This window comes from Natronotalea proteinilytica, from assembly GCF_055379935.1.
On record NZ_AP043947.1, the window covers coordinates 3,294,308 to 3,314,805 of the forward strand.

A 20,498-nucleotide genomic window follows, 5' to 3' on the forward strand; every position below is an offset into this window, starting at 1 on the left:
GCGACGGCTGCCCATCAGAAGCGGCCCAATCATGCATTTTGCCTCCGTACCTTTACATGCCCCCTTCGTCCGAATCAACCGCGCCAGAGGCCCCCTCGGAATCAGACTCGTCCTCCGTTCCAGAATCGTCTATCAATGCAACTCCGGGGCTGGGTACGTTTGCCGGGGTATACCGGCCTACGGTACTCACCATTCTGGGGCTGATGCTCTATGTGCGTGAAGGCTGGGTAGTGGGCCAAGCTGGATTGCTGGGCACGGTGCTTATTCTTGTGGGCATGTTTGTGATTACCGGCACCGCAGCGCTTTCGCTTGCGTCCATCACGACCAACATTCATATTGGGGCTGGAGGTGTTTTCTCGATCATCTCCAAGTCACTCGGACTGGAAACAGGCGGTAGCATTGGTATCCCGCTGTATTTAGGACAAGCGCTGTCGGGGGCGCTGTACATTTATGGCTTCACCGAAGGGTGGGTGTACCTGTTTCCCGAACATCCTCCGATGCTGGTCGCCTACCTAGTGTTTGCCTGCACCTTTAGCATCGCCCTGATTTCTTCGACTCTCGCGTTTCGCGTGCAGGGCGTCGTGTTAATTGTCATCCTGGTATCGATGACCTCGATTGTGCTGGGAGCTACAGAGATCGGCGGCGGCGCGGGAGCGGTGCACACGCCGGAGCTCTGGGGCTCGTTTGAGGAGGTGCCCTTTTGGACCCTTTTTGCCATCTTCTTTCCCGGGGCTACAGGCATTAAAGTGGGAGCCAGCATGTCGGGAGCGCTTGCGGAGCCACGGCGCAGCATTCCACGCGGCACGCTGGCAGCCGTGGCCACCGCGTTTGTGGTGTACGTGAGCATGGCCGTTTGGTACAGTACCGTGGCCACGCCCGAAGAGCTACGTGCCGACCGGCTGATCGTGATCGAGCGCGCGGCTGTTGGCGAACTGGTGCTTATCGGACTCCTCGCCTCCACTTTCACCGCCACCATCAGTTCGATGGTAGCAGCTCCCCGTGTGCTGCAAGCCCTGGCGGAGCAAAAGATCACGCCCCAGCATCACTGGCTGGGTCAACTCACCACGCAAGGCGATCCGCGCAACGCAACACTGGCTACCGGCCTGCTCGTTGCCTCGGCCCTCCTCCTAGGTGGCCTCGATAATGTGGCGGTGCTCATCACCATGTTCTTCCTCGTCATCTACATCACCATCAACTCGGTGGTGGCGCTGGAGCAGAGTCTGGGCCTGGCCTCGTTTCGCCCAACATTCCAGATTCCACGTGCCATTCCGCTGGTGGGTGTGGTGGCCTGCACCATCGCGCTCTTCGTGATAAACCCCCTCTTTGCGATCGCATCACTGCTGATTGTGATGGGTATTTACGCGTACCTGGTGCGCCGTCAGCTTACCACACCGTGGCAAACCGTGCGTAGTGGTATTTTTGTGTCCCTGGCCAACTGGGCCTCGAAGCATGTGGCGCGCACGCTCGACGAACCAAATGAGCGGGCCTGGAAGCCCGACCTGTTGGTGCCCGTTACCTCGCGCACTGAACTCGACGGCGCCTTTCGATTTCTGCGCACCCTGGCCGAGCCCAAGGGTTCGCTGCGCATCATCGGCGTAGAATGTGATAACGCCTCCCCCGATGATGCCGAAAGCCTGTCTCGGCTCGACTCGGTCACGCAAACCTTTCGTAATGAAGAACTGCTCGCGGTGTCGTCGTTTATTCGTGCGCCTTCACTGCTCGAAGGCGTAGACATCAGTGCCTCGGTATTGCGGGCTACCACTGCCCGTCCCAATATCTTGTTTGGACGCGCCCACCGCTACGACGATGCCACGGTTCAGGGTTTCATCGACATTGCCGACCGCCATGACATGGGAACGGCGCTACTGTACGAACACCCCGAAGCGGCCCTCAGTCAGGAACGCCGCGTCAACGTGTGGATCACCGACCAGAGTCCTGGCTGGGAGCTAGGACTTCGGCTACCCAACATTGACCTGCCGCTGCTTATGGCACTGCAAATCCACAGCGATTGGAACTGCGCGCTTCGTCTTGTCACGGTCTGTCAACATGCTGACGAGATGCCGAATGCCCGTACCTTTCACGAGCGCCTGAAGGTTGATGCGCGCCTTCCCGAACACACATCGTCCTTTGTCATGCAAGGCGATTTCTTCGAAAAGCTGCCCAAAGCCCCAGAGGCCGACCTCAACATTGTAGGCTTGGCTCGCACCACCGACCGGACCTTCATGCAACGCGTAGTAGATGTGACCACCACCTCCTGCCTCTTCATCCGCGATTCGGGCCGTGAAAGTGCACTGGCGTAAGACAGGCACACACCACACCTGATTGATAGGGGAGCGGGAGATCAGATCAAGCTCTGCGGCCCATTCCCCTCCAAAAAAACTGTCATGGTGAGCACGCGACGGGCACGCCGAACCATCTCCCCGGCGTTCAGCAGGTTCTGTCGAATCAACGGTTCTACCAGTCTCGGGGGAGATCTTTCGGCTTCGCTCAAGATGACAAGCAATACGTGATGGTGTTGGTAAGTGAATACCAGCGGAGGCGCCCCTCCAAAAAAGCTGTCATGGTGAGCAAGCGAAGGCCCCCCAGGGCCGGAGCGCGTCGAACCATCTCCCCGGCGTTCAGCAGACTCTGCCGGATAAACGGTCCTGCCCATTTCGGAGGAGACCTTTCGGCTTCGCTCAAGATGACATTGTATAAACGGGACAGGTTGTCACCCGACCGTTGACTTGTGACACAGCACTACAACCGCAGTCCCATACCCAGAGTGAACACGTTGTGCGTGCCGATGGCGTAATCGGCATTGATTTGCACAAATGTAAAGCCAAATGACATACCGGCAAGCGCACGAGTTTTGTTGGCTCCCGTCTGGTCGAGGCTGATGTCCTGCTCAACGCCGCCCCGCTCAAAAGTGTAGCTGTAGCTGGTGCTAAACCGCTCATACTGCACGCCTCCGTAAAAGGTGATCGGCAGGAGCGGAACGCTGCGACTAGCATGTAGATTTAGCGCCCAGCTGGTCGCATCAATGACCTCTTCGTTCGATACGCTTCCGTTGGCATCCACCTCGTTTTCGAGGGTGAAGTTATTCCAGGCGCCTTGCACAGCAATCTTGAACGGAATAGGCGCTGGAATCCACTGGTTGATGTCATGCCGCACCGCAACCCCCGCAAGTCCTACACGTCCGTAGCTACCGCCGAAGCCAGACAGGGTGCTGGTTGGAAAGTAGCGCACCAGCACGTCTGTACCGAAAAGCGACCCAACTTGCGCTTGGGGAACGACGAGCGGAGCAACCGAGGCGCTTACGAGTCCTGGAGGCGCTGCAATGCGGTCAATCTCATTACCATTCTCATCACGCAACACCAGAAAAGCATCGTCGGGCGTGTCGGTGGAGCCAACAATGGTAGGGGCCCGATCGCCTTCAAACTCGATGGTGGATCCATCGGACAAGGTTTCGGATGCAGGCGGGGTGAACGTGCTATTGAGCGACCCCGTGGGCACGCCCGATACACTCACGCCCACGTACACGCTCACCGGAATGAGAGGCAAAAACCCGGCATCCACATCGGCATCACGAAAGAAGCCGCTGTTCATGTTGGCGCCAAAGGCATCGGTGATGGGTTGCAGATAGCCATCGGCATACGCGCCCCCCATGAACTCAAGGGTATTGCGCAAATCGCGCAGGTCTTCAAAATCGTCGTACTGCGCCTGGGCCGATGGAGCCGCTGCACATCCAATACAAATGATAAAAGCAAGGGCGTAGCTAAGGCGCGTCATGAAAGCTGGCAGGTTATCGGAAAGGAAACAGGCTACATCATACCACGCGCGAGGCACATCCTCAACCGGCCACCCCTGCAAAGGTGAATACCACGGAAAGTAAAGGAACAGCCGTATGTAGCAGGCATTGAGGAATATGTACGCTCAATACACACTCATGCGCACCTGATCATGTACACGCGCCGCCACGTGCTGGCTACTGTACTGCTTGCCGTATTTACGGTGGGTGGGGTGCTCGTACCCAGTGTGCATGCCGTACATCATATCCACGACGATTCACATGCTCCTGCAACAGCGGTGCATGTGATTGGTGAAGCACACCATCATCTGGCTGATTGCCAACTGTGCGAAGCCGTATTCCAAGGCACCTCTTCTTCGGCGTTGTCCATTTCGATTGTACGCGTTGCCTCCCCATCATGGGTGGAAACGCTGTCTACCCATTGGAATGCTCCTCTCCTGGCGTTACACGCCATCCGAGGACCGCCTCAGGGATAATTGAGCTTGCAGACATGAAACGATGGGCCGGCCCCATTCTGCTCCATCGGTGACAAGCTCAATCCATTACGTAGCATAACACGCCCTAAAGTGTGCAAACGGCGACTCGCGTCGTTATTCTGCACGGATTAGCCTGTTTTGCTACCGCTTTCCTAAGAATAGTTATGTCCAGAATGAGTTGGAATCGATTGGCTTACGCCAGCGCCCTCGCGCTTCTCACCGCTATGATGTGGAGCCTGCCCGCTATCGCCCAAGATACGGGAACGCTGGTCGGGTATGTGTCTGATGCGACCGATGAGTCGCCTTTGCCCGGCGCAACCGTGCAACTGGTAGAGGCAGGCGAGGGGCAGGCTACCAATGAAGATGGCCGCTTTTCCTTCGGACAGGTTGAGGCCGGCAGCTACAATCTGCGGGTCAGCTTTGTGGGCTACCAGTCCCAAACGGTTTCTGTCGACGTGATTGAGGGCCAGGAAACCATCGTATACGTCGACATGGAGCCTTCGCGCACCGACCTGCCCGATGTGGTGGTTACCGGCACCTTTCGAGCACGTGCAGCGTCAGAGGTGTATCGTCCCACTTCTGTATTGACTGGAGAAGCCTTGCAAGAGCGTCTTCAAAGCAGCGTGCCTGCCACGCTGGAGCGTGTCCCTGGCTTTTCGATGGAGTCGTTCGGCCCCGGCGCGGCGCGTCCCAACATCCGAGGCATGGGCGGCGACCGTGTGCTTATGCTTGAAGATGGGCAGCGCACCGGCGACCTGTACGCCACCGCATCCGACCACGGCGTCATGGTCGAGCCTCTCAGCGCAACCCGCATGGAGGTCATTCGCGGGCCTGCCACACTATTGCATGGCCCCAATGCGCTGGGCGGCGTAGCTAACGTAATCCGCAATGACATTCCCCGCGAGCAGCCCGACCGCGTAACGGGCAATGTTTCTGCACAGGCCGAGTCGGTAAACAACGGATGGGCCGGCGGCGGCACGGTAGAAGCACCGCTTGGGCCGCTGGCCGTACGGGCCGAGTTTACCCGGCGGGGTGCAGATGACATCCAAACGCCTCAGGGCCCGCTGGAACGCACAGACATGAACGTGCTCAACTACAGTTTGGGCACCAGTTGGGTGAACAACTGGGGGCTGGTTGGCGCTTCATACCGGTTCTATGACAATGTGTATGGCATTCCCGGCGAGTTCAACGGGGAGTTGATTCCTGGAGGCCATGCCGGTGGAGTAGACATCGAGGTCCGGCGTCACGTGGGACGCTTTCGTGCGCTCTACGACGCTCCCCTCTGGATCTTCGATGGCATCGAGTTCGATGCAAACGTAACGCGCTACATCCATGACGAAATTGAGGTGCGCCGAGACGAAGGGCGTGAAGACTTTTTCGGGGCCCGCTTCGACCAGTATGTGGGCGAGGCCAACCTGCTGCTGCATCACGAGCACACGCCCGGCCAGCTCCGTGCCGAAGGGGCTTTTGGAATGACGCTGCGTGGCGTGGCCATCGACGCGTTCGGCAACTCACCGGGCATGCGTTCTGGATATGAGCAGGAAGCGGCCCTCTACGGATACGAAGAGCTCAGCATAAACGCACTGCGTGTTCAGTTGGGATTGCGCTATGACCACCGGCGTACGGAACCCGACGACAAAAGCACTATCCGGCAATTCACGCGCGAGCAGCGTGCTGAGAGACTCCCTCCTTTCGAAAAGCCGGTGAGCGCGCGCACGTTCAATGGTCTGTCGGGCTCGCTGGCCACTCTTTACGATGTGCACGAAGACTGGACCATCGGGCTGGGGCTGTCGCGTTCATTCCGGAGCCCGCACCTCCAGGAGCTCTACTCGGATGGCCCCCATCTGGCTGACTTCTCGTTCGACATCGGGGAGCCCTCCCTTGACCCCGAATATGGCTACGGAGCAGAACTGTTTGTGCGTAGCCTCCAAGACCGGTTTGAGGTGGAGGTGACCGGATACGTCAATCATGTGCAAAACTACACCTTCTACGAAAATACAGGCCAGACCGTACTGGTTGATCGGCGTGGCGATCTGGAGCGCATCACGCCGGTGTTTGAGGCCGTGGGTACCAATGCTCGTTTCCTGGGAATCGAAAGCCGCGTGGAGTGGGAGGCGCTGCCTAACTTCACGATTGACGCTACGGCTACCTATACACGCGCCTCTCGCATCGAAGACGGAGACGACCCTCTGCCATACATTCCCCCACTCAACGGCGAAGTCGATCTTCGGTACGACCACGATTCCGTCTTCGCAACAATAGGTCTCGAAGCCGCCGCTGCCCAAAATCGCGTCCCCAATCCGGTTCCCATTCCAGGAACAGACCAGCAGGCTACACCGCAATCGACCACCGATGGCTATGGGCTGCTCAATGCAAGCATCGGATATCGCTTTGGGGTACAGAACACTCGCCATACCCTCACCCTGAATGGACACAACCTTGCCGATACCACCTGGCGCAACCACCTTTCGCGCACTAAAGAGGTAGCCCCAGAGCCAGGCCGTAACCTCCGTCTTACGTACCGAGTCGGGTTCTGAGCCTACGTGACCTCCGTTTACCTGTTTATCCGAAAACCCTCATAGCACCCTAAAGAATATCATGCGCTTACATACAACAGTATCCCGTTGGAGCACCATGCTTCTACTGGCTTCCCTGCTTGTCGTCAGCACCGGATGCGACTCGCTCGTTGGCAGTGATGACGACGATGACGTCGGCGAGCACCTGGATGCAGACCGCGTCGATATTTACCTCGATGACGATGGCGAACGCGGCGAATTGATCGCTATCTATTCCGACGATTTAGGCTGGACCGATGCCGACAATGAGCCCATCGATGCACTTGAAAACCCCGTTTTACATGAGAACGGAGAACGGGGTCCGCTGCAAGAAGGCGGCGAGCCTGCCCGCCTGCGCCCGGTTTTTTACGATAACCAGGGCGAGGTTGACAGCTTCGTTGATGAAGTAGTTGCTCTCGATACCGAAGAGCCTGGCGTGCAAGAGCAGTACATCTGCAGCGAATATACCAGTCGATTTGCTACCGAAAATGACCCCGATCAGTTTGCAAAAATTGCATTCCCAAATGAGGTCCATCCTGATGCACAAAACGACCCACAAAACAACCAATTTGCCCAGCTTAGTACCGGCGAGTGGGTCCTCACGCAGGGATGTGACCACGTGAACATCTATCCAGAGGAGGCGGGCGACCTAAACCTGCGCTTCTTGCTCTGGCATGTCGATCACTCGGACGATGACACAGACTTTATCGAAATGACAGTGGAGCCTGCTGAGTAGGCCGGCTCTCTGCATACGACTGCGGAGAAGTCTTCTTCGCAATCAACAATCACTCTTTTTGATCACGATTCTACATTCGTGTAGTTATGGATTACTCTGCATTTGTATCACGCGCTGGGGTTTACGCTACGGCACTCGTGCTGGTGCTTTTCATGGTCGCCTGCGACAGTGATGACGACCCCGTCAGTGACGACCCCACTGAGGATTTTGAAGTCGAAAACCCAGAAGGGGAGCAAATTGTCATTGAGACACGCGGCGACCTCGAATTCATCATCGGTGTGTGGCGCCCTGACACAGGCTGGACTGATGAGGAAGGAAACGAAATCGAGTCGCTAGCTGGCCCGATTGAAGCCGACGGAGGCGAGCTTCAGCCACTCACCGTGGGTGGACAAAACGCATCGTTGACCGTTCGTGTGTTCGACGAAAACGGCGAGGACATCGAAATTTCCACGGATGAACGTCCAGAATTTGAAACACTCTTTGCAGGGGCTACCAGCGTACGCAGTTGTGAATCAAACATGGGCGAAGTGGGCGCTCAGTTTGATATTGTGAGTGGCCAGGACCTGGTTTCGTGGCCCTCAACCTCGCATCCCGATGCCCCGATGGATACAGAGCAGTTCGCCTTCGGGAAAGACGGAAGCTATCCGGCCATTTTCCACTGCGATCACATCCACTTTTACCCCGAGCAGGCTGGTCTTTTTGAAGCCACCTTCTCAACTACCGATGGATCCATCGAAAGCGACCCCATCGCTGTTGAGATCGAAGACACAGACGCCATTAGCCGAGCCGAGATTGAGACGCGCGGCCAGTTTGGCCCAACCATTGCTGTGTGGACTCCCGAAGATGGCTGGACCGATGAAGACGGCACCAGCATCGACACGCTCGAAGACCCAATCGAGCAAGATGACGGCACCCGTCGTCCGCTTGTAGAGGGCGACGACGCCAATGCCTCGCTCACCGTCCGTTTCTTCGATGCTGATGGAAGTAAGTACGACATCGAAACGCTGGGACGTGAAGACATCCCCACCTCTGCGGACGGCGCCGATCGCGAACGCGAATGCAGTGCTGTGGAGTCGCGCTTTGCCATCCCCGGGGGAACCGACGTTCTTTCCTGGCCCTCGCAGGCTCACCCCGATGGCTTTGGTGCCCATCACTTTGCGCAGTGGGCCGCCCAGGGTGACGAATGGATTGCCAACTTCCATTGCGACCATACTCACTTCTACCCTGAAACAGCCGGAAGCGTTGACGTAGAGTTTGCGCTTTACGACAATGGGTTAGGCCGCAGCATCGCCTACACCGATCCGATTACAGTGGAAGTGGTTGACGAGCTTCCGTAACCACGGACTCTTGTGTATAGCTGCTTCGCGTAGCCTATAACAATCAACAGCACGCCACCGGACCGCTCCGGGGCGTGCTGTTGCTATGTTAGGAGCAATGTTGAGGAGCCGACCGCTTAAAACAGTGGACTTACAACCGGTGATTTGGTGCCAACGGGCTGTGCGAACGTATCCATGTCGCTCGATCTGCTGGCCTGAACGTATCCAAGGGTATCGCCATTCGCATCATCAAGCGACACAGAACCGTTGCTGACGTTCAGTTCGAATACGCGCCAGGTGTTACCATCGCCTTCATCGGCAGGTGGGGCCGTATACGAAGCCACACGTCCGTTTTCGTCGTATAGCGACACCTCGGTGGGCGATTCGTAAATACCTACGCCTCCATTTTCGCTCTGGTTGCTAAAGTTATATACCGAATAGCGGTACATGCCATCGCGCAGCGCCGTAATGGTAATGGTTTCAGGGCCGAAACTGCTCACGTCGTCGCGGTCGAGTTCGGCGTTTGAGCCACTCGGGCTACGGTTGGCAAAGTACACATGAAAGCGGCTGTCGGTGTTAGCCAGCGGACCCGTCAGGTGGGCATCCAGATCGCGCGGCTGCTCGCCCCACGACAGTACAATGCGGACTTCGCCCTCTTGCAATGACTCACTGATAGGGCGCGGAGCAATTTCGTTGGAGCCCTCACCTACCACGACGTTGTTGAACACGGCCTCTTGATAGCCATCCCGTCGAATGATAAGCTGAAAGGAGCCCGTTGGGGCATCGGCAATAGTGTACGTGCCGTTTTCGTCGGTTTCAATGAGGAGGTCGGCAATCTCACTGTCGTCAAGCAGCGCCTGTGAGCGAAGCGCCGACGATGAACCGGATTGCTGAATAAAGATGACAGTCGCTTCGCTAGCTCCTTGGCCGGTCTGCGCATCTACTACGGTGCCGCTAATGGTTGCCGATCCCAGCAACGTAACGGCATCGAGCGTAGTCCCCGAACTGCCTACATTGATGGACTCGCTGACCGACGTATAGCCGGGGGCGTCGTAGGTGATCGTGTATGAACCAGCGTCCACATCCGTAAATGTGAATATGCCTTCGTCGTTGGTTGTGGTCTCACGGTCGGCAAGAGACACGGTGGCATTTCGAACGGGCCGATCGGTGGCATTAACCAGTTGCCCTTCAAGAAGAGCGCCATCATCCATCGCATCGGTGGAGTCGCAGGCCGTAATGGCAAACAGGCCCATGAAAAGAAGCGTGCTTAAGGTAATGTATCGGAGGGTATGCATAACAAAGCAACAGTAAAGGTGAGTAATAGAGCTTGCGTACAGGCGGCGCTGCGCCGATCATACATCAGCTTTCCCAAGGTAGCGTATTGAAGTTGAACTAGAGGACACTCCTCGGATCGATTTTTTTGAAAGCAACTCTACACTGCCTTCATGCGTTGGGGCTACGGGTTGTCGTGATGCATTGGTATCATGACACCGCCGCATATTCTTCTGTATATCTGGCTTGCTCCCGCTTATGATACGCTGGCATGGACTTGACATCGAAGCTGAAGGCACTGGCATCTCTAAACCCTTGAGTCGGCAAGTCAACCTGCTCGGCCATATGCTGGGGGAGGCGACCCGTGCGCATCTGGGCGAGGAGGTGTTCGACCGCGTAGAACAGTTTCGGGTAAAGTGCAAGCAGAGCGTCGAAACGGGCACCCCCGAACCGCGTGAAGCGGTAGCCGACGCCATGGCCAACCTCTCTACGCGCGAGCTAAAAGACCTGCTGCACGTCTACACCACCTTCTTCCATCTGGTGAACCAGGCGGAGCAGCGCGAGATTATCCGCATCAACCGGGAGCGCGCACGTCACTCCGGCCCCGCCGACTGGCCGCTGGGTCCGGGATCGAGCAACGGATACACGCCGGAGCCTCGCCCTGAATCCATCGAAGCCGCCATTAAGACGATGGGGAGCGAAGACGTTCCGCTCGACAAGGTCGAACACATCCTCAATCAGATCGATGTGCAGCCTACCCTCACCGCCCACCCAACCGAAGCGCGTCGCCAGACGGTGCTGCACAAGCAGCGCGATATGGCCAAGCAGCTTACGGTGCTTCACTCTACCGAGGCGACGCCCGACGAACGAGCCGAGGCACTCGACACACTCTACGCACACATTGTCTTCTTGCTCGGCACCGACGAGATCCGAGCAGCGCGCCCCACTGTGCACGATGAGGTGCAGCAAGGCCACTACTTCCTCTACAGCACCATCTGGGACACCGTCCCGCGCATCCACCAGGATGTGCACCATGCCCTGCGGAGTCACTACGGCGAGACGACCGAACTCCCGGCATTTATAAAGTACCGCTCGTGGATCGGGAGCGATCGCGATGGTAACCCCAACGTAACGCCCGATGTAACGCGGTGGACGTTCAAACGACAGCGCCTCAAAACACTTACCCACCTACATGACGAACTCAAGGACCTGCGCGACGAACTCAGCCTGTCGGTCCGCCAGTACGGTCTGCCCGAGGTGCTCCGCGATTCGTTGGAGACTGACCGCGCCAATGACCGCTTGCCGGATGCGATTGCCGATCGCTACGATCGCGAACCGTATCGCGAGAAGATCAGCTACATGATGGCGCAGCTCGAACAGCTGCAGGAGGCCACCGAGTACGAAACCCTCGAAGCCTGCCGCCTCGACCCACGCACCTCAGCCTACCGCCCTGACGACCTACTGACCGACCTGGAGGTGCTTGTAGACAGTCTCAATGAGCAGGGCTTTGCTGATGCCGCATACACCGGTCAACTTCATCGTACCCTGGTTCTTGTACGCACGTTTGGTTTTCACCTGGCCGCGCTCGATGTACGACAGCACAGCAAGATCCATGAGTCCGCTGTTGCAGCGATGCTACGGCAAGCCGGCGTTACCGAAGACTACGCGTCGCTTTCCGAGAGCGAGAAGCAAGCCGTTCTTACCGAAGAACTTGCCAATCCGCGTCCGCTCCTGCGTAGCACCGAAAACCTGCCCGATGATGCCGCTACGCTCCTGGAGGTGTTCGACCTACTGCACACCATCCACCAAATCGACCCCAATGCGGTGGGCAGCTACATCGTGAGCATGACGCACTCGATCAGCGACGTGCTAGAGCCAATGCTGCTGGCCAAAGAAACCGGCTGGGGGCAGCATACCGAGTCCGGCTTCCAAGCCCCGCTTGACTTTGTGCCGCTCTTTGAGACCATCGATGACCTCGAACATGCGCACGAACGCATGATCGACCTGTACACGCACGACGCGTATCGCCCCCATCTGAAAGCACGGGGCCGCTTTCAAGAAGTCATGCTCGGTTACTCCGACAGCAACAAAGACGGCGGCTACTGGATGGCCAACTGGGCGCTGCATCAGGCGATCGATCGGCTGGGGCAAACCGCCAACGACCACGATGTGGACCAGCGCCTGTTTCACGGGCGCGGCGGCAGCGTAGGACGCGGCGGCGGCCATACGCATCAGGCCATCCGCGGACTGCCGCAAAGCGTGCATAACGGGCGCATCCGCTTTACCGAGCAGGGCGAGATCATCTCGTTCCGCTACGGACTGCCCGAAATCGCCCGCCGGCATGTGGAGCAGATCGTGAACGCGATGATCACGACCACGGCCGAGCCCGACCGCGACGCCCCGCATCACGATGAGGAGGTTGTTGCCGTGCTCGACACCCTGGCCGAAACCGCCCAGACGGCCTATCGCGACCTGATCGATGATGAGGACTTCTGGTCGTGGTACACGCAAACCACCCCGATTGAGCACATCAGCCAGCTGCCGATTGCTTCGCGCCCGGTATCGCGCTCCGATGAGGGCGACGTGGCGTTCGACGACTTGCGGGCTATCCCGTGGGTCTTTGCCTGGACGCAAACGCGCTTCAACGTGCCGGGCTGGTATGGCACCGGAGCCGGTATCGCCGAAGCAATGCGTACGCACGAAAACGCACACGACATCTTGCAGCGCCTCTACCGCACCTGGCCGTTCTTTCGCGGCACGGTCGATAGCGCTCAGCGCGAAATGGCTCGCGCCCGGCTTGTGATTGCAGACATGTACGCCGATGCAGGCCCCGACGCCCCATTTCCCAACCGACTGCGAAAGGACTTCGACGCCGCGCACGCTGCCCTGCTCGACTTGACAGGACAGCGCAAACTCTTTGACAGCAGTCCTGTACTCAAAAAGTCAATTCGCCTGCGCAACCCCTATACCGATGTCCTTAACCTGATTCAGATTGAACTCATGCAGCGCCACAAAGACGCCTCTAAGAACGGCGTATCCAACGAGAAAGGCCTGCTGCAAGAAGCACTCCTGCTAAGCATTAACGGCATAGCCGCTGCTATGCAGAGTACGGGGTAGGATCTCATTCCCTGCACGAGAAGTACAGGATTGTGCTTGTTCATCACACAATTACTTCGCCATGAACGGTGCAAGCCAGCTTATTCAATATGTTGCCGCGAAGGGCCATTCGTACGGCGACGTTACCCCGATGAAGTTACAGAAGCTTCTGTATTATGTGAAAGTATGGGGCCTGGTCGCCGGATACCAAACCGTGCCTTTGCTCTTCGAAAAGTGGGACTATGGCCCGGTGAATCCCTCTGTTTACTACGAATATCAGGACTACGGCGCCGACTCCATTCCAGTGTCGCAGGTAGTGGATCCGCCTGATACATGGAGCCCGCCGATGTGCGACCTTGCAGATATGGTTATAGTAAGCTATGCGCCATTCAGTGCGTTTGTGCTCTCTGCCATGACTCACGAGGATACGCCCTGGCAGGATACACCCAAAAATGAGGTGATTTCAGAAGCCAAGATGCGGCAGTATTATAAAACGCAGCGGTTTGCTAAAAACTTTCCCTTCGACGCGAAAGAGGGGCCGTTCTACCCCGTCGAAAGCAATCTGACCTATGCCTACATCCTCGACATGAACAAACGGGACGCTGAAGCTGTCACGGTGTATCCCTCCTTTGAGGCGTATCATCGTCATCTCCGCGAGGCGGATTCGCACGCCAAGCAGGCTCTAGCCTCTTTCACCGACGCACTCGCTTCCGGGGAATAGACCAACAGCTATCCATCTCGCACGAACGCAACTATTGACGCCTTTCAGAAAGGAACGTAACCGAAATGCGTGAATCGAGCGCACTGAAGTAGCATCCACTGACCTCTTTCCACTGGTTTCACTTTCGTATGCGTGGCATTGTACTGGCGGGCGGGCGCGGCACGCGTCTGTATCCGGCGACCGAGGCGCTTAGTAAACAGTTGCTTCCGGTGTACGACAAGCCGATGATCTATTACCCGCTGTCGGTGCTTATGCTGGCCGGGATTCGCGACATCTTGCTCATCACAACGCCTCGCGACCGCCCCCACTTCGAGGCGCTCCTGGGCGACGGCACCGATCGCGGGCTTCGGCTGCAATACGCCACGCAAGACGCCCCCCGAGGCATTGCCGACGCCTTTCGCATCGGGGCCGACTTCATTGGGGATGCGCCCGTCATGCTCATTCTCGGCGATAACCTCTTCTACGGCGATGGCTTGCAGCGCCGCTTAATGCGTGCAGCCGATACGCTGCAGGGCGGCACCATTTTCGGATATCCAGTGAGCGACCCCGAACGCTACGGCGTCGTCGACTTTGATGCTGACGGCACGGTGACGGACATCATCGAAAAGCCCGAAACACCACCCTCCAACACGGCAGTCACAGGGCTCTATCTGTACACATCTGATGTCGTGGATATTGCCGCCTCGCTCACGCCCTCCGATCGGGGCGAGCTGGAAATCACCGATGTGAACCGCGCCTATCTGCAGCGCGGCACGCTTACGGTAGAGCGCTTCGGACGCGGCATGGCCTGGCTGGATACGGGCACCCCCGATGCCCTCTGGCAAGCCACCAACTTCATCGCCACGATCGAGCGGCGACAGGGGCTGAAGGTGGCCTGCCTGGAAGAGATTGCCTACCGCCAGGGCTGGATTGATGCAGAGGCCGTTGCGAAACGCGCCGAGATCTGCGGGAATAGTCCATACGGCGCTTACCTGAAGCGGCTCGTCACGGGTACGTGATCGGCGAAAGCATCAGCCAGGCTTGCACTCCAGGTCCGTTCACGCTACATTCTAAAGCATATCGTTCCGCGCGTTCATGCACTGGTTGCCCTACCCATGACATCGATTCGGTACCAACATACGCAAGTCGGCACCGTCATCTTGAGTGTTGTCGGGTTTGCCGCCGTTGGACTGGCCAGCCTGATAACCACAAACGAAATTTCCTGGCTGGTTGGAGGACCGGTGCTTGGGTTGGTCGTCCTTACGCTCAGCATCTTCTACGCGCTGACCATTGAGGTGACGCCCACCACCGTTCGCTGGTATTTCGGATGGGGCGTTTGGTCGAAAGAGATCCCGCTAGCAGCGCTCCGCAAGGTCGAGCCCGTCACGTATCCCTGGTACTACGGCTACGGTATCCGCTATACGCCCGAAGGCTGGCTCTACAACGTATCGGGCACGCAAGCGGTAAAGCTCGTGCTTCGGAATGGCACCCCGCTTTTGGTGGGCACCGACGATCCGGAGGGTCTCGTGCGTGCGGTCCGCCAGCATGCTAACTTATAACTGCTATCGTATTAAAACACCACTTCTCATGATGACTCATTATCACCCTATCAGTATAACGCACTGTTTTTACGTCACGCTCATCCTGGCTTTTGGGGCACTGCTCGTGGTGGGGTGCCAAAGCGACGCGCATGAGGTTTCCATCGAAGAGCGCGATGGGGTGCTTCATATCCGCAATGCCGGGCCTGGACTGTGGGTCGATCGCGACGCATCACCTATCGCCTTCGATCTTGAGCAGACCTACGGCGCCGACGATGGTACCGACGCAATGCTGGGCGATGCACGCACCTTCGTTGCAGACGATACAGGCCATCTGTACGTCTTTGACCGCCAAACCAGCCAACTCAAGGGCTTTGCCCCCGACGGCACGCTCCGCTGGACTGCCGGTCGTCAAGGCGAAGGGCCCGGCGAGTTTCAGAACACATTCCAAGAGCGCGTGCTTGCCCTCGGTGGAAGCAACCTATACGTGCTCCACCAGATGGGCACCCGCATCGAACACTTCGATACCGACGGCTCCTACATCGACTCGTACTCTATCGGTGAAGACACCCAGGTTAACGCGCTTGTAGGGACTTCACCAGAGGGCCACCTTCTGCTGGCTGCTCCTATTTGGGGGCACGTAGGTGAGCACATCTACCGCTTTGATCTTGACACACAAACGATCGTTGATGACACAGAGATCGTGCTCCACGATGACCCCGTTGATGAAGAGGGATTAGCACACAGCGCAGGACTAACGGTCCACGGCGACTCCCTGGTTGGGCGGCTTGGCATTGGCCAGTATGCATTGTGGAGCCTCGACGCTGTGGGCACGCCAGCGCGTACGATCACTCGCGAAGTTGACTACATGGTGGGCGTTGGGCGCTACGACATGGACGGGGGCTTTCGCATCCGTGGATACAGTACCCTGAAGGGCCCCTTCGTCCTACCAAGTGGGCACTGGCTCGCATTTACGTATCACGCGCCCGAAGTGCGCGACCCGGATGAGCAGCTCCAACGTGAGATCAACGAGAACGCTCCGTCCCCCACGTACCGCGCCACCATCGATCTTTTCGATTCAGATGGACGCTTTCTGGATGCAATGGTCTGGGAAGACACGCAGACCCCAGACATTGGCGAGCCTGCTCAGGTGGATGCGGAAGGCCGCCTATACACCATTGCGCAGGAGCCCTATCCGCAGCTGAGACGCTATGCTGTACGCGTGGCCGCCCCGCAATGAATCGACCTGTGCGGTGTTGTGTATGAAACCGTTGTCACAGCATCTATTCTCAAATTGAGTGGTCAGTATGCGATACAGAGCGTTTTTCATTGGTGGACTGTTGCTTTTGTGCGGTGTACTCGTCGCCTGCAACGGGGAGCCCGATCAGGATTCAGAGGCTGATTCGGCAGAGGCGGGCACGGTACTTATTGCCGATAAAGACAACGATGTGCTATACTTTGTGGATCGCGCTACCCGGAGCGCAGAAGACAGTGTAGAGGTGGGGCGCGGTCCGCATGAGGTTGCGGTCCATCCCACGGAGCCCCGTGCTTTCGTAGCCAACTATGAGGGAGAAGGCAGCATCTCCGTAATCGATCTGAAGGAGCGCACCGAGATTGAACGGGTCGCCCTTGAACCCGGTAGTGCTCCCCACGGCATTGAGGTCGGAGCAGACGGCGTAGCGGTATACATTACGGCAGAAGGCATCGATAGCGTGATCGAAATGAATACCGAAAGCCATGAGATTGTGCGTACGATGCCCACCGACCAAGACGGCTCTCACATGCTTACGCTTTCGCCCGATGGCATGCGCGTGTACACGGCCAACCTGAGCGCCGGAACAGCCACCGCGATCGATATTCCATCCGGCGCGATCACAGAGCATATTGAAACTGGCGAGGGCGCTGAAGGCATTGCTATGACACACGATGGAAGCGAGCTGTGGGTATCGAACCGTGCCGAAGATACCGTGTCGATCATCGATCCGCAAACGTTGGAAGTGGTTGACACCTTTGAAGTCGAAGGATTTCCGCTACGCGTGTATATGGCCCCCGATGGACGCACCGCACTGCTTTCGTGTGCACAGGCCAACGAAGTAGCGTTTGTGGACATCGGCACGCGCGAAGTTACCGACCGGGTACCGACCGGCGAAACGCCTGTAGGCATCCAAATCACACCTGACGGCGAAGAAGCCTTTGTGGGCAACATGAACGATGGAACGGTTACCATTATCGATATGGACGCCCGCACCGTTGATGAAACGTTGGAGTTGGGAAGTGGCCCAGACGGGATGGCTTTTGTTGAGTAACAGTGTGCCCCCTGTAATTGGGTGCCTCCATACACCCAGAAAAGGGCCTCGCGACAAGCGAGGCCCTTCTTTTTTGTGTGTGACAAAAAGTAGATACATCAACCGGTGTGCCAGCGGTACTGGCGAAGCATGGCTGGATCTTTCGTCCGCTTCATAATGGTTCCACACTCCTGACAGTAAAACACGACCTCACGCACCGGAGCCGAGATGCCAAGCATGAAGAAGAATCCGGCCCATATCGAATAACGAGGTTCAGCCACCACACGCTCATGGGTTAAGTCGTTTCCACAACTGCACTCTTTGTGTTTGATATCGGCAGTCGAAGTAGAAGCCATAGCCGCGGCGGCCCCTTTTTCGGCCACTTTCTCCTGAAAGCGGCGTGCAGCAGGCTTTACTTTATCTTGTAAGAAAGCCGGCTTCTCCGTTGACTCTTCCTCGGTTTCACGCACGAAAACATAATAATCGAGCGAGAACCGGCCTGCGCCAAAGGCAAACACAGCCACGAGCAAAAAGAGCACCAATGCCGAAAACTCCAACGACTGCCCGGCCGTAAGTAAGCCTTCCTGAATATGAACAAAGCCCACGGCTCCAATCAGCACCGGTATCTGCAGGGCCGCAGCCAGTCGGGTAAGCAATCCCACTGCAAGAAGCAACCCGCCAATAAGGTGAGCAAATGTGACGTAGTGGGCAATGGCCGCAGAGGCCAGCGAGAACTCTGAAAGATCCACAAGGGTAGTTACGCCTTCGGCAAACGAAATGAAGAGCACCCCTCGGATAAAGAGTCCAATTCCCAGATAAATACGCACCAGATCAATCACAGCATCTGGGTTGTCCCGGAGCCAGTTGGTCCAAACTTGAATACGATGCATCATGAGTCTGGTGGATATCAATGGCGTGTGCAGAAATTATGGTGATTCGTTAAAACCTCCTCCCGTGTTTGTGTTTGCTTAGTGAAGGGCATGAGGCCACATGTTACGCCTTATGGACACATTTACACATCGTTCACATAACGGAGTACGTATAGACCATTGAAAAAAGGCTTGTAGTTGCAACCCCGCAGCATTGTATGCTTACTACACGTATACACGCAGCGTAACCCTTTCCTCATTTATTTTGTCTGTTTGATGGCATACACTACGATGTTTCCCGATCAGCCCGATACGGCTCGTTTGTGGATTCAGGGGGCTACGCACTCCGTAGATGCAGCGGTGCAAGAGCGCACGTTAGCTGATCTAAAGCCATTTTTTGACGACTGGACAGCACACGGACATCCCGTTACGGGTGCGGCTCGCTGGCGCGACAATCGGTTTCTGTTCGTGGCTGCGCATTGCAAATCACCCAACGCGTCTATTTCTGGATGTGCTATTGATGCGTTCATGTCGGCCGTTAGAGAGATTACAGCTACCCACAGCATTGCGTGGACTCCCTCGCTATCTGTTATGTATCGTGGCGAGGGTGGAGCAGTAACGATGTGTACGCGTAACGACTTTGCCCAACGGGCAGAGAACGGAACGGTGGATGCCACCACCTCCGTTTTCGATTCCAGCCTCACTCAACTGAGCGAGCTACGTCAAGGCCTGTTTGAGCAACCGGCCTCTGAGACCTGGCATGCTCGTGCTTTTTCGCTTGTTCAACCCGCTTGACTTGTGCCTATGTATCGCTTAGTTTTCTTACTTGCTGGCCTATTACTGCTTCCGCTGTCAGCAGATGCTCAACGGTATATCGACCAGTTCGCCGTTGTTGACCTTCTGGAAAAGCGGGGGGAAGCGTTGAACGCTCTTCCAGAGGTACACTACGAGTACTACGAGTTCGACCATCCTCGCAAAAACTCGGTTGTCGCACGCGCCTCGATGTATCGCGAACTGGGTGAGGGCGACTCGGACCTCGGACGCAAACGAGCCCAGCTGGTAGAGCTTCTTAACCGTACCTCGCTCGGCCAGCTAGCACTTGGCGACACGATCGTTGTGCCTACGGAGTTTGAGGTGGATTTTCGGGCGTACTCGCCCTTTCCGCGGTATTACCCGGGTGCGCGGAATGAAGACAAGCTGTTTGTCATCCACAAAGAGGTGCAGGCGTTTGCTGCGTATGAGTATGGCGAACTACAGCGCTGGGGGATTATCAACACAGGAGACCCGGAAGAGTATCCAACACCCAATGGCCGGTTTAACTTTAACTGGAAAGAGGAATATCGGATCTCCTCGCTGAGTCCTGAAGACGAAGACTGGGAGATGTATTGGGTCTTCAACTTCCACGATGCGCGCGGCATTCATATCCACCAGTACCCGATGCCAACCGGAGGCCCCACCAGCCGAGGATGTGTACGTATGGTGGATGCAGATGCCGAGTGGATATACAATTGGGCCGATGCGTGGACGGTATCGAATGGCCGCACTGATGTTACCTCTCGCCAAGGCAGATTGCTTGAACCTGGATCTATGGTACTTGTGCTGGGGGATGACCCCGAGGGCGACCCTGACATTTTCGAGTATGGACGCCGGTATCCCGTGCTCAATCGCGTTACGTTGCCCCGCAACCCGTACGACGTAGAGCCAGGGACACGTCAGCAAGAGATCACCGATCGCTGGCGCGCAGCAAACTAAATGATGTCTTAAACAAATGATGTCTTAAACATCGGCATTGCCGCCGCGCATTTGTAAACAAGCCTACCCTACAACACAAAAAGGCAGCCCCGATAACGGGCTGCCTTTTTGGA

The 20,498-nt window shown here is 57.0% G+C and carries 16 protein-coding genes; 13 read left to right on the forward strand and 3 right to left on the reverse strand.

Annotated elements, in window-relative coordinates:
- The first annotated feature begins 56 nt into the window (after positions 1 to 56).
- Positions 57 to 2,300, forward strand: a complete 2,244-nt coding sequence (locus tag ACZ5AL_RS13110) for an amino acid permease (protein ID WP_464510941.1) — start codon at positions 57 to 59, stop codon at positions 2,298 to 2,300.
- A 439-nt stretch (positions 2,301 to 2,739) separates the two neighbouring features.
- On the opposite strand, the gene ACZ5AL_RS13115 is transcribed toward ACZ5AL_RS13110, so the two are convergent.
- Positions 2,740 to 3,771: a DUF6588 family protein gene (locus ACZ5AL_RS13115; protein WP_464510943.1), complete on the reverse strand. Its 1,032-nt coding sequence runs from the start codon at positions 3,769 to 3,771 to the stop codon at positions 2,740 to 2,742.
- A 171-nt stretch (positions 3,772 to 3,942) separates the two neighbouring features.
- On the opposite strand from ACZ5AL_RS13115, the gene ACZ5AL_RS13120 reads away from it, so the two are divergent.
- From ACZ5AL_RS13120 to ACZ5AL_RS13135, 4 genes are all read left to right on the forward strand, one after another.
- Complete coding sequence (locus tag ACZ5AL_RS13120; protein WP_464510944.1) at positions 3,943 to 4,266, forward strand: hypothetical protein; 324 nt, start codon at positions 3,943 to 3,945, stop codon at positions 4,264 to 4,266.
- 173 nt (positions 4,267 to 4,439) lie between these two features.
- Positions 4,440 to 6,803: a TonB-dependent receptor gene (locus ACZ5AL_RS13125; protein WP_464510945.1), complete on the forward strand. Its 2,364-nt coding sequence runs from the start codon at positions 4,440 to 4,442 to the stop codon at positions 6,801 to 6,803.
- A 97-nt stretch (positions 6,804 to 6,900) separates the two neighbouring features.
- Positions 6,901 to 7,557, forward strand: a complete 657-nt coding sequence (locus ACZ5AL_RS13130) for a hypothetical protein (RefSeq protein ID WP_464510947.1) — start codon at positions 6,901 to 6,903, stop codon at positions 7,555 to 7,557.
- Between the two features lie 86 nt (positions 7,558 to 7,643).
- A complete protein-coding gene (locus ACZ5AL_RS13135) occupies positions 7,644 to 8,894 on the forward strand; it encodes a hypothetical protein (protein WP_464510948.1) in 1,251 nt (416 codons plus the stop codon).
- Positions 8,895 to 9,010: 116 nt separating this feature from the next.
- Here ACZ5AL_RS13135 and ACZ5AL_RS13140 read toward each other — a convergent pair whose 3' ends face one another.
- Positions 9,011 to 10,168: a carboxypeptidase regulatory-like domain-containing protein gene (locus ACZ5AL_RS13140; protein WP_464510949.1), complete on the reverse strand. Its 1,158-nt coding sequence runs from the start codon at positions 10,166 to 10,168 to the stop codon at positions 9,011 to 9,013.
- Positions 10,169 to 10,403: 235 nt separating this feature from the next.
- Here ACZ5AL_RS13140 and ppc point away from each other — a divergent pair, with 235 nt between their 5' ends.
- The 6 genes from ppc (at position 10,404) to ACZ5AL_RS13170 (ending at position 17,785) form a co-directional block, all read left to right on the forward strand.
- Positions 10,404 to 13,262, forward strand: coding sequence for a phosphoenolpyruvate carboxylase (gene ppc, locus ACZ5AL_RS13145; protein WP_464510951.1), 2,859 nt, complete (start codon positions 10,404 to 10,406; stop codon positions 13,260 to 13,262).
- A 130-nt stretch (positions 13,263 to 13,392) separates the two neighbouring features.
- Positions 13,393 to 13,962: a Panacea domain-containing protein gene (locus tag ACZ5AL_RS13150; protein ID WP_464510952.1), complete on the forward strand. Its 570-nt coding sequence runs from the start codon at positions 13,393 to 13,395 to the stop codon at positions 13,960 to 13,962.
- 128 nt (positions 13,963 to 14,090) lie between these two features.
- A complete protein-coding gene (rfbA, locus tag ACZ5AL_RS13155; protein ID WP_464510953.1) occupies positions 14,091 to 14,960 on the forward strand; it encodes a glucose-1-phosphate thymidylyltransferase RfbA in 870 nt (289 codons plus the stop codon).
- A 96-nt stretch (positions 14,961 to 15,056) separates the two neighbouring features.
- Positions 15,057 to 15,500 (forward strand): hypothetical protein, encoded by a 444-nt coding sequence (locus tag ACZ5AL_RS13160; protein WP_464510955.1) that lies wholly within the window; start codon positions 15,057 to 15,059, stop codon positions 15,498 to 15,500.
- A 28-nt stretch (positions 15,501 to 15,528) separates the two neighbouring features.
- Positions 15,529 to 16,719, forward strand: a complete 1,191-nt coding sequence (locus ACZ5AL_RS13165) for an NHL repeat-containing protein (protein ID WP_464510956.1) — start codon at positions 15,529 to 15,531, stop codon at positions 16,717 to 16,719.
- Positions 16,720 to 16,786: 67 nt separating this feature from the next.
- Positions 16,787 to 17,785, forward strand: a complete 999-nt coding sequence (locus ACZ5AL_RS13170) for a YVTN family beta-propeller repeat protein (RefSeq protein WP_464510957.1) — start codon at positions 16,787 to 16,789, stop codon at positions 17,783 to 17,785.
- A 98-nt stretch (positions 17,786 to 17,883) separates the two neighbouring features.
- On the opposite strand, the gene ACZ5AL_RS13175 is transcribed toward ACZ5AL_RS13170, so the two are convergent.
- On the reverse strand, positions 17,884 to 18,657 hold the full coding sequence (locus ACZ5AL_RS13175; protein ID WP_464510959.1) for a DoxX family protein: 774 nt from the start codon (positions 18,655 to 18,657) through the stop codon (positions 17,884 to 17,886).
- A gap of 252 nt (positions 18,658 to 18,909) precedes the next feature.
- Between ACZ5AL_RS13175 and ACZ5AL_RS13180 the strand changes: the two genes are divergently transcribed.
- Positions 18,910 to 19,428, forward strand: a complete 519-nt coding sequence (locus tag ACZ5AL_RS13180; RefSeq protein ID WP_464510960.1) for a hypothetical protein — start codon at positions 18,910 to 18,912, stop codon at positions 19,426 to 19,428.
- A 9-nt stretch (positions 19,429 to 19,437) separates the two neighbouring features.
- Positions 19,438 to 20,385 carry a L,D-transpeptidase gene (locus ACZ5AL_RS13185; RefSeq protein WP_464510961.1) on the forward strand — a complete coding sequence of 316 codons (948 nt, stop codon included), beginning with the start codon at positions 19,438 to 19,440 and terminating at the stop codon, positions 20,383 to 20,385.
- Positions 20,386 to 20,498 lie beyond the last annotated feature (113 nt).

Coding starts and splice junctions, on each gene's coding strand:
- ACZ5AL_RS13160 (WP_464510955.1), top strand. CDS start 15,057: ATGACATCGATTCGGTACCAACATACGCAAGTCGGCACCGTCATCTTG.
- ACZ5AL_RS13115 (WP_464510943.1), bottom strand. CDS start 3,771: ATGACGCGCCTTAGCTACGCCCTTGCTTTTATCATTTGTATTGGATGT.
- ACZ5AL_RS13130 (WP_464510947.1), top strand. CDS start 6,901: ATGCTTCTACTGGCTTCCCTGCTTGTCGTCAGCACCGGATGCGACTCG.
- ACZ5AL_RS13180 (WP_464510960.1), top strand. CDS start 18,910: ATGGCATACACTACGATGTTTCCCGATCAGCCCGATACGGCTCGTTTG.
- ACZ5AL_RS13170 (WP_464510957.1), top strand. CDS start 16,787: ATGCGATACAGAGCGTTTTTCATTGGTGGACTGTTGCTTTTGTGCGGT.
- ACZ5AL_RS13175 (WP_464510959.1), bottom strand. CDS start 18,657: ATGATGCATCGTATTCAAGTTTGGACCAACTGGCTCCGGGACAACCCA.
- ACZ5AL_RS13125 (WP_464510945.1), top strand. CDS start 4,440: ATGAGTTGGAATCGATTGGCTTACGCCAGCGCCCTCGCGCTTCTCACC.
- ACZ5AL_RS13165 (WP_464510956.1), top strand. CDS start 15,529: ATGATGACTCATTATCACCCTATCAGTATAACGCACTGTTTTTACGTC.
- ACZ5AL_RS13140 (WP_464510949.1), bottom strand. CDS start 10,168: ATGCATACCCTCCGATACATTACCTTAAGCACGCTTCTTTTCATGGGC.
- ACZ5AL_RS13110 (WP_464510941.1), top strand. CDS start 57: ATGCCCCCTTCGTCCGAATCAACCGCGCCAGAGGCCCCCTCGGAATCA.
- ACZ5AL_RS13150 (WP_464510952.1), top strand. CDS start 13,393: ATGAAGTTACAGAAGCTTCTGTATTATGTGAAAGTATGGGGCCTGGTC.
- ACZ5AL_RS13120 (WP_464510944.1), top strand. CDS start 3,943: ATGTACACGCGCCGCCACGTGCTGGCTACTGTACTGCTTGCCGTATTT.
- ACZ5AL_RS13185 (WP_464510961.1), top strand. CDS start 19,438: ATGTATCGCTTAGTTTTCTTACTTGCTGGCCTATTACTGCTTCCGCTG.
- ACZ5AL_RS13135 (WP_464510948.1), top strand. CDS start 7,644: ATGGATTACTCTGCATTTGTATCACGCGCTGGGGTTTACGCTACGGCA.
- rfbA (WP_464510953.1), top strand. CDS start 14,091: ATGCGTGGCATTGTACTGGCGGGCGGGCGCGGCACGCGTCTGTATCCG.
- ppc (WP_464510951.1), top strand. CDS start 10,404: ATGATACGCTGGCATGGACTTGACATCGAAGCTGAAGGCACTGGCATC.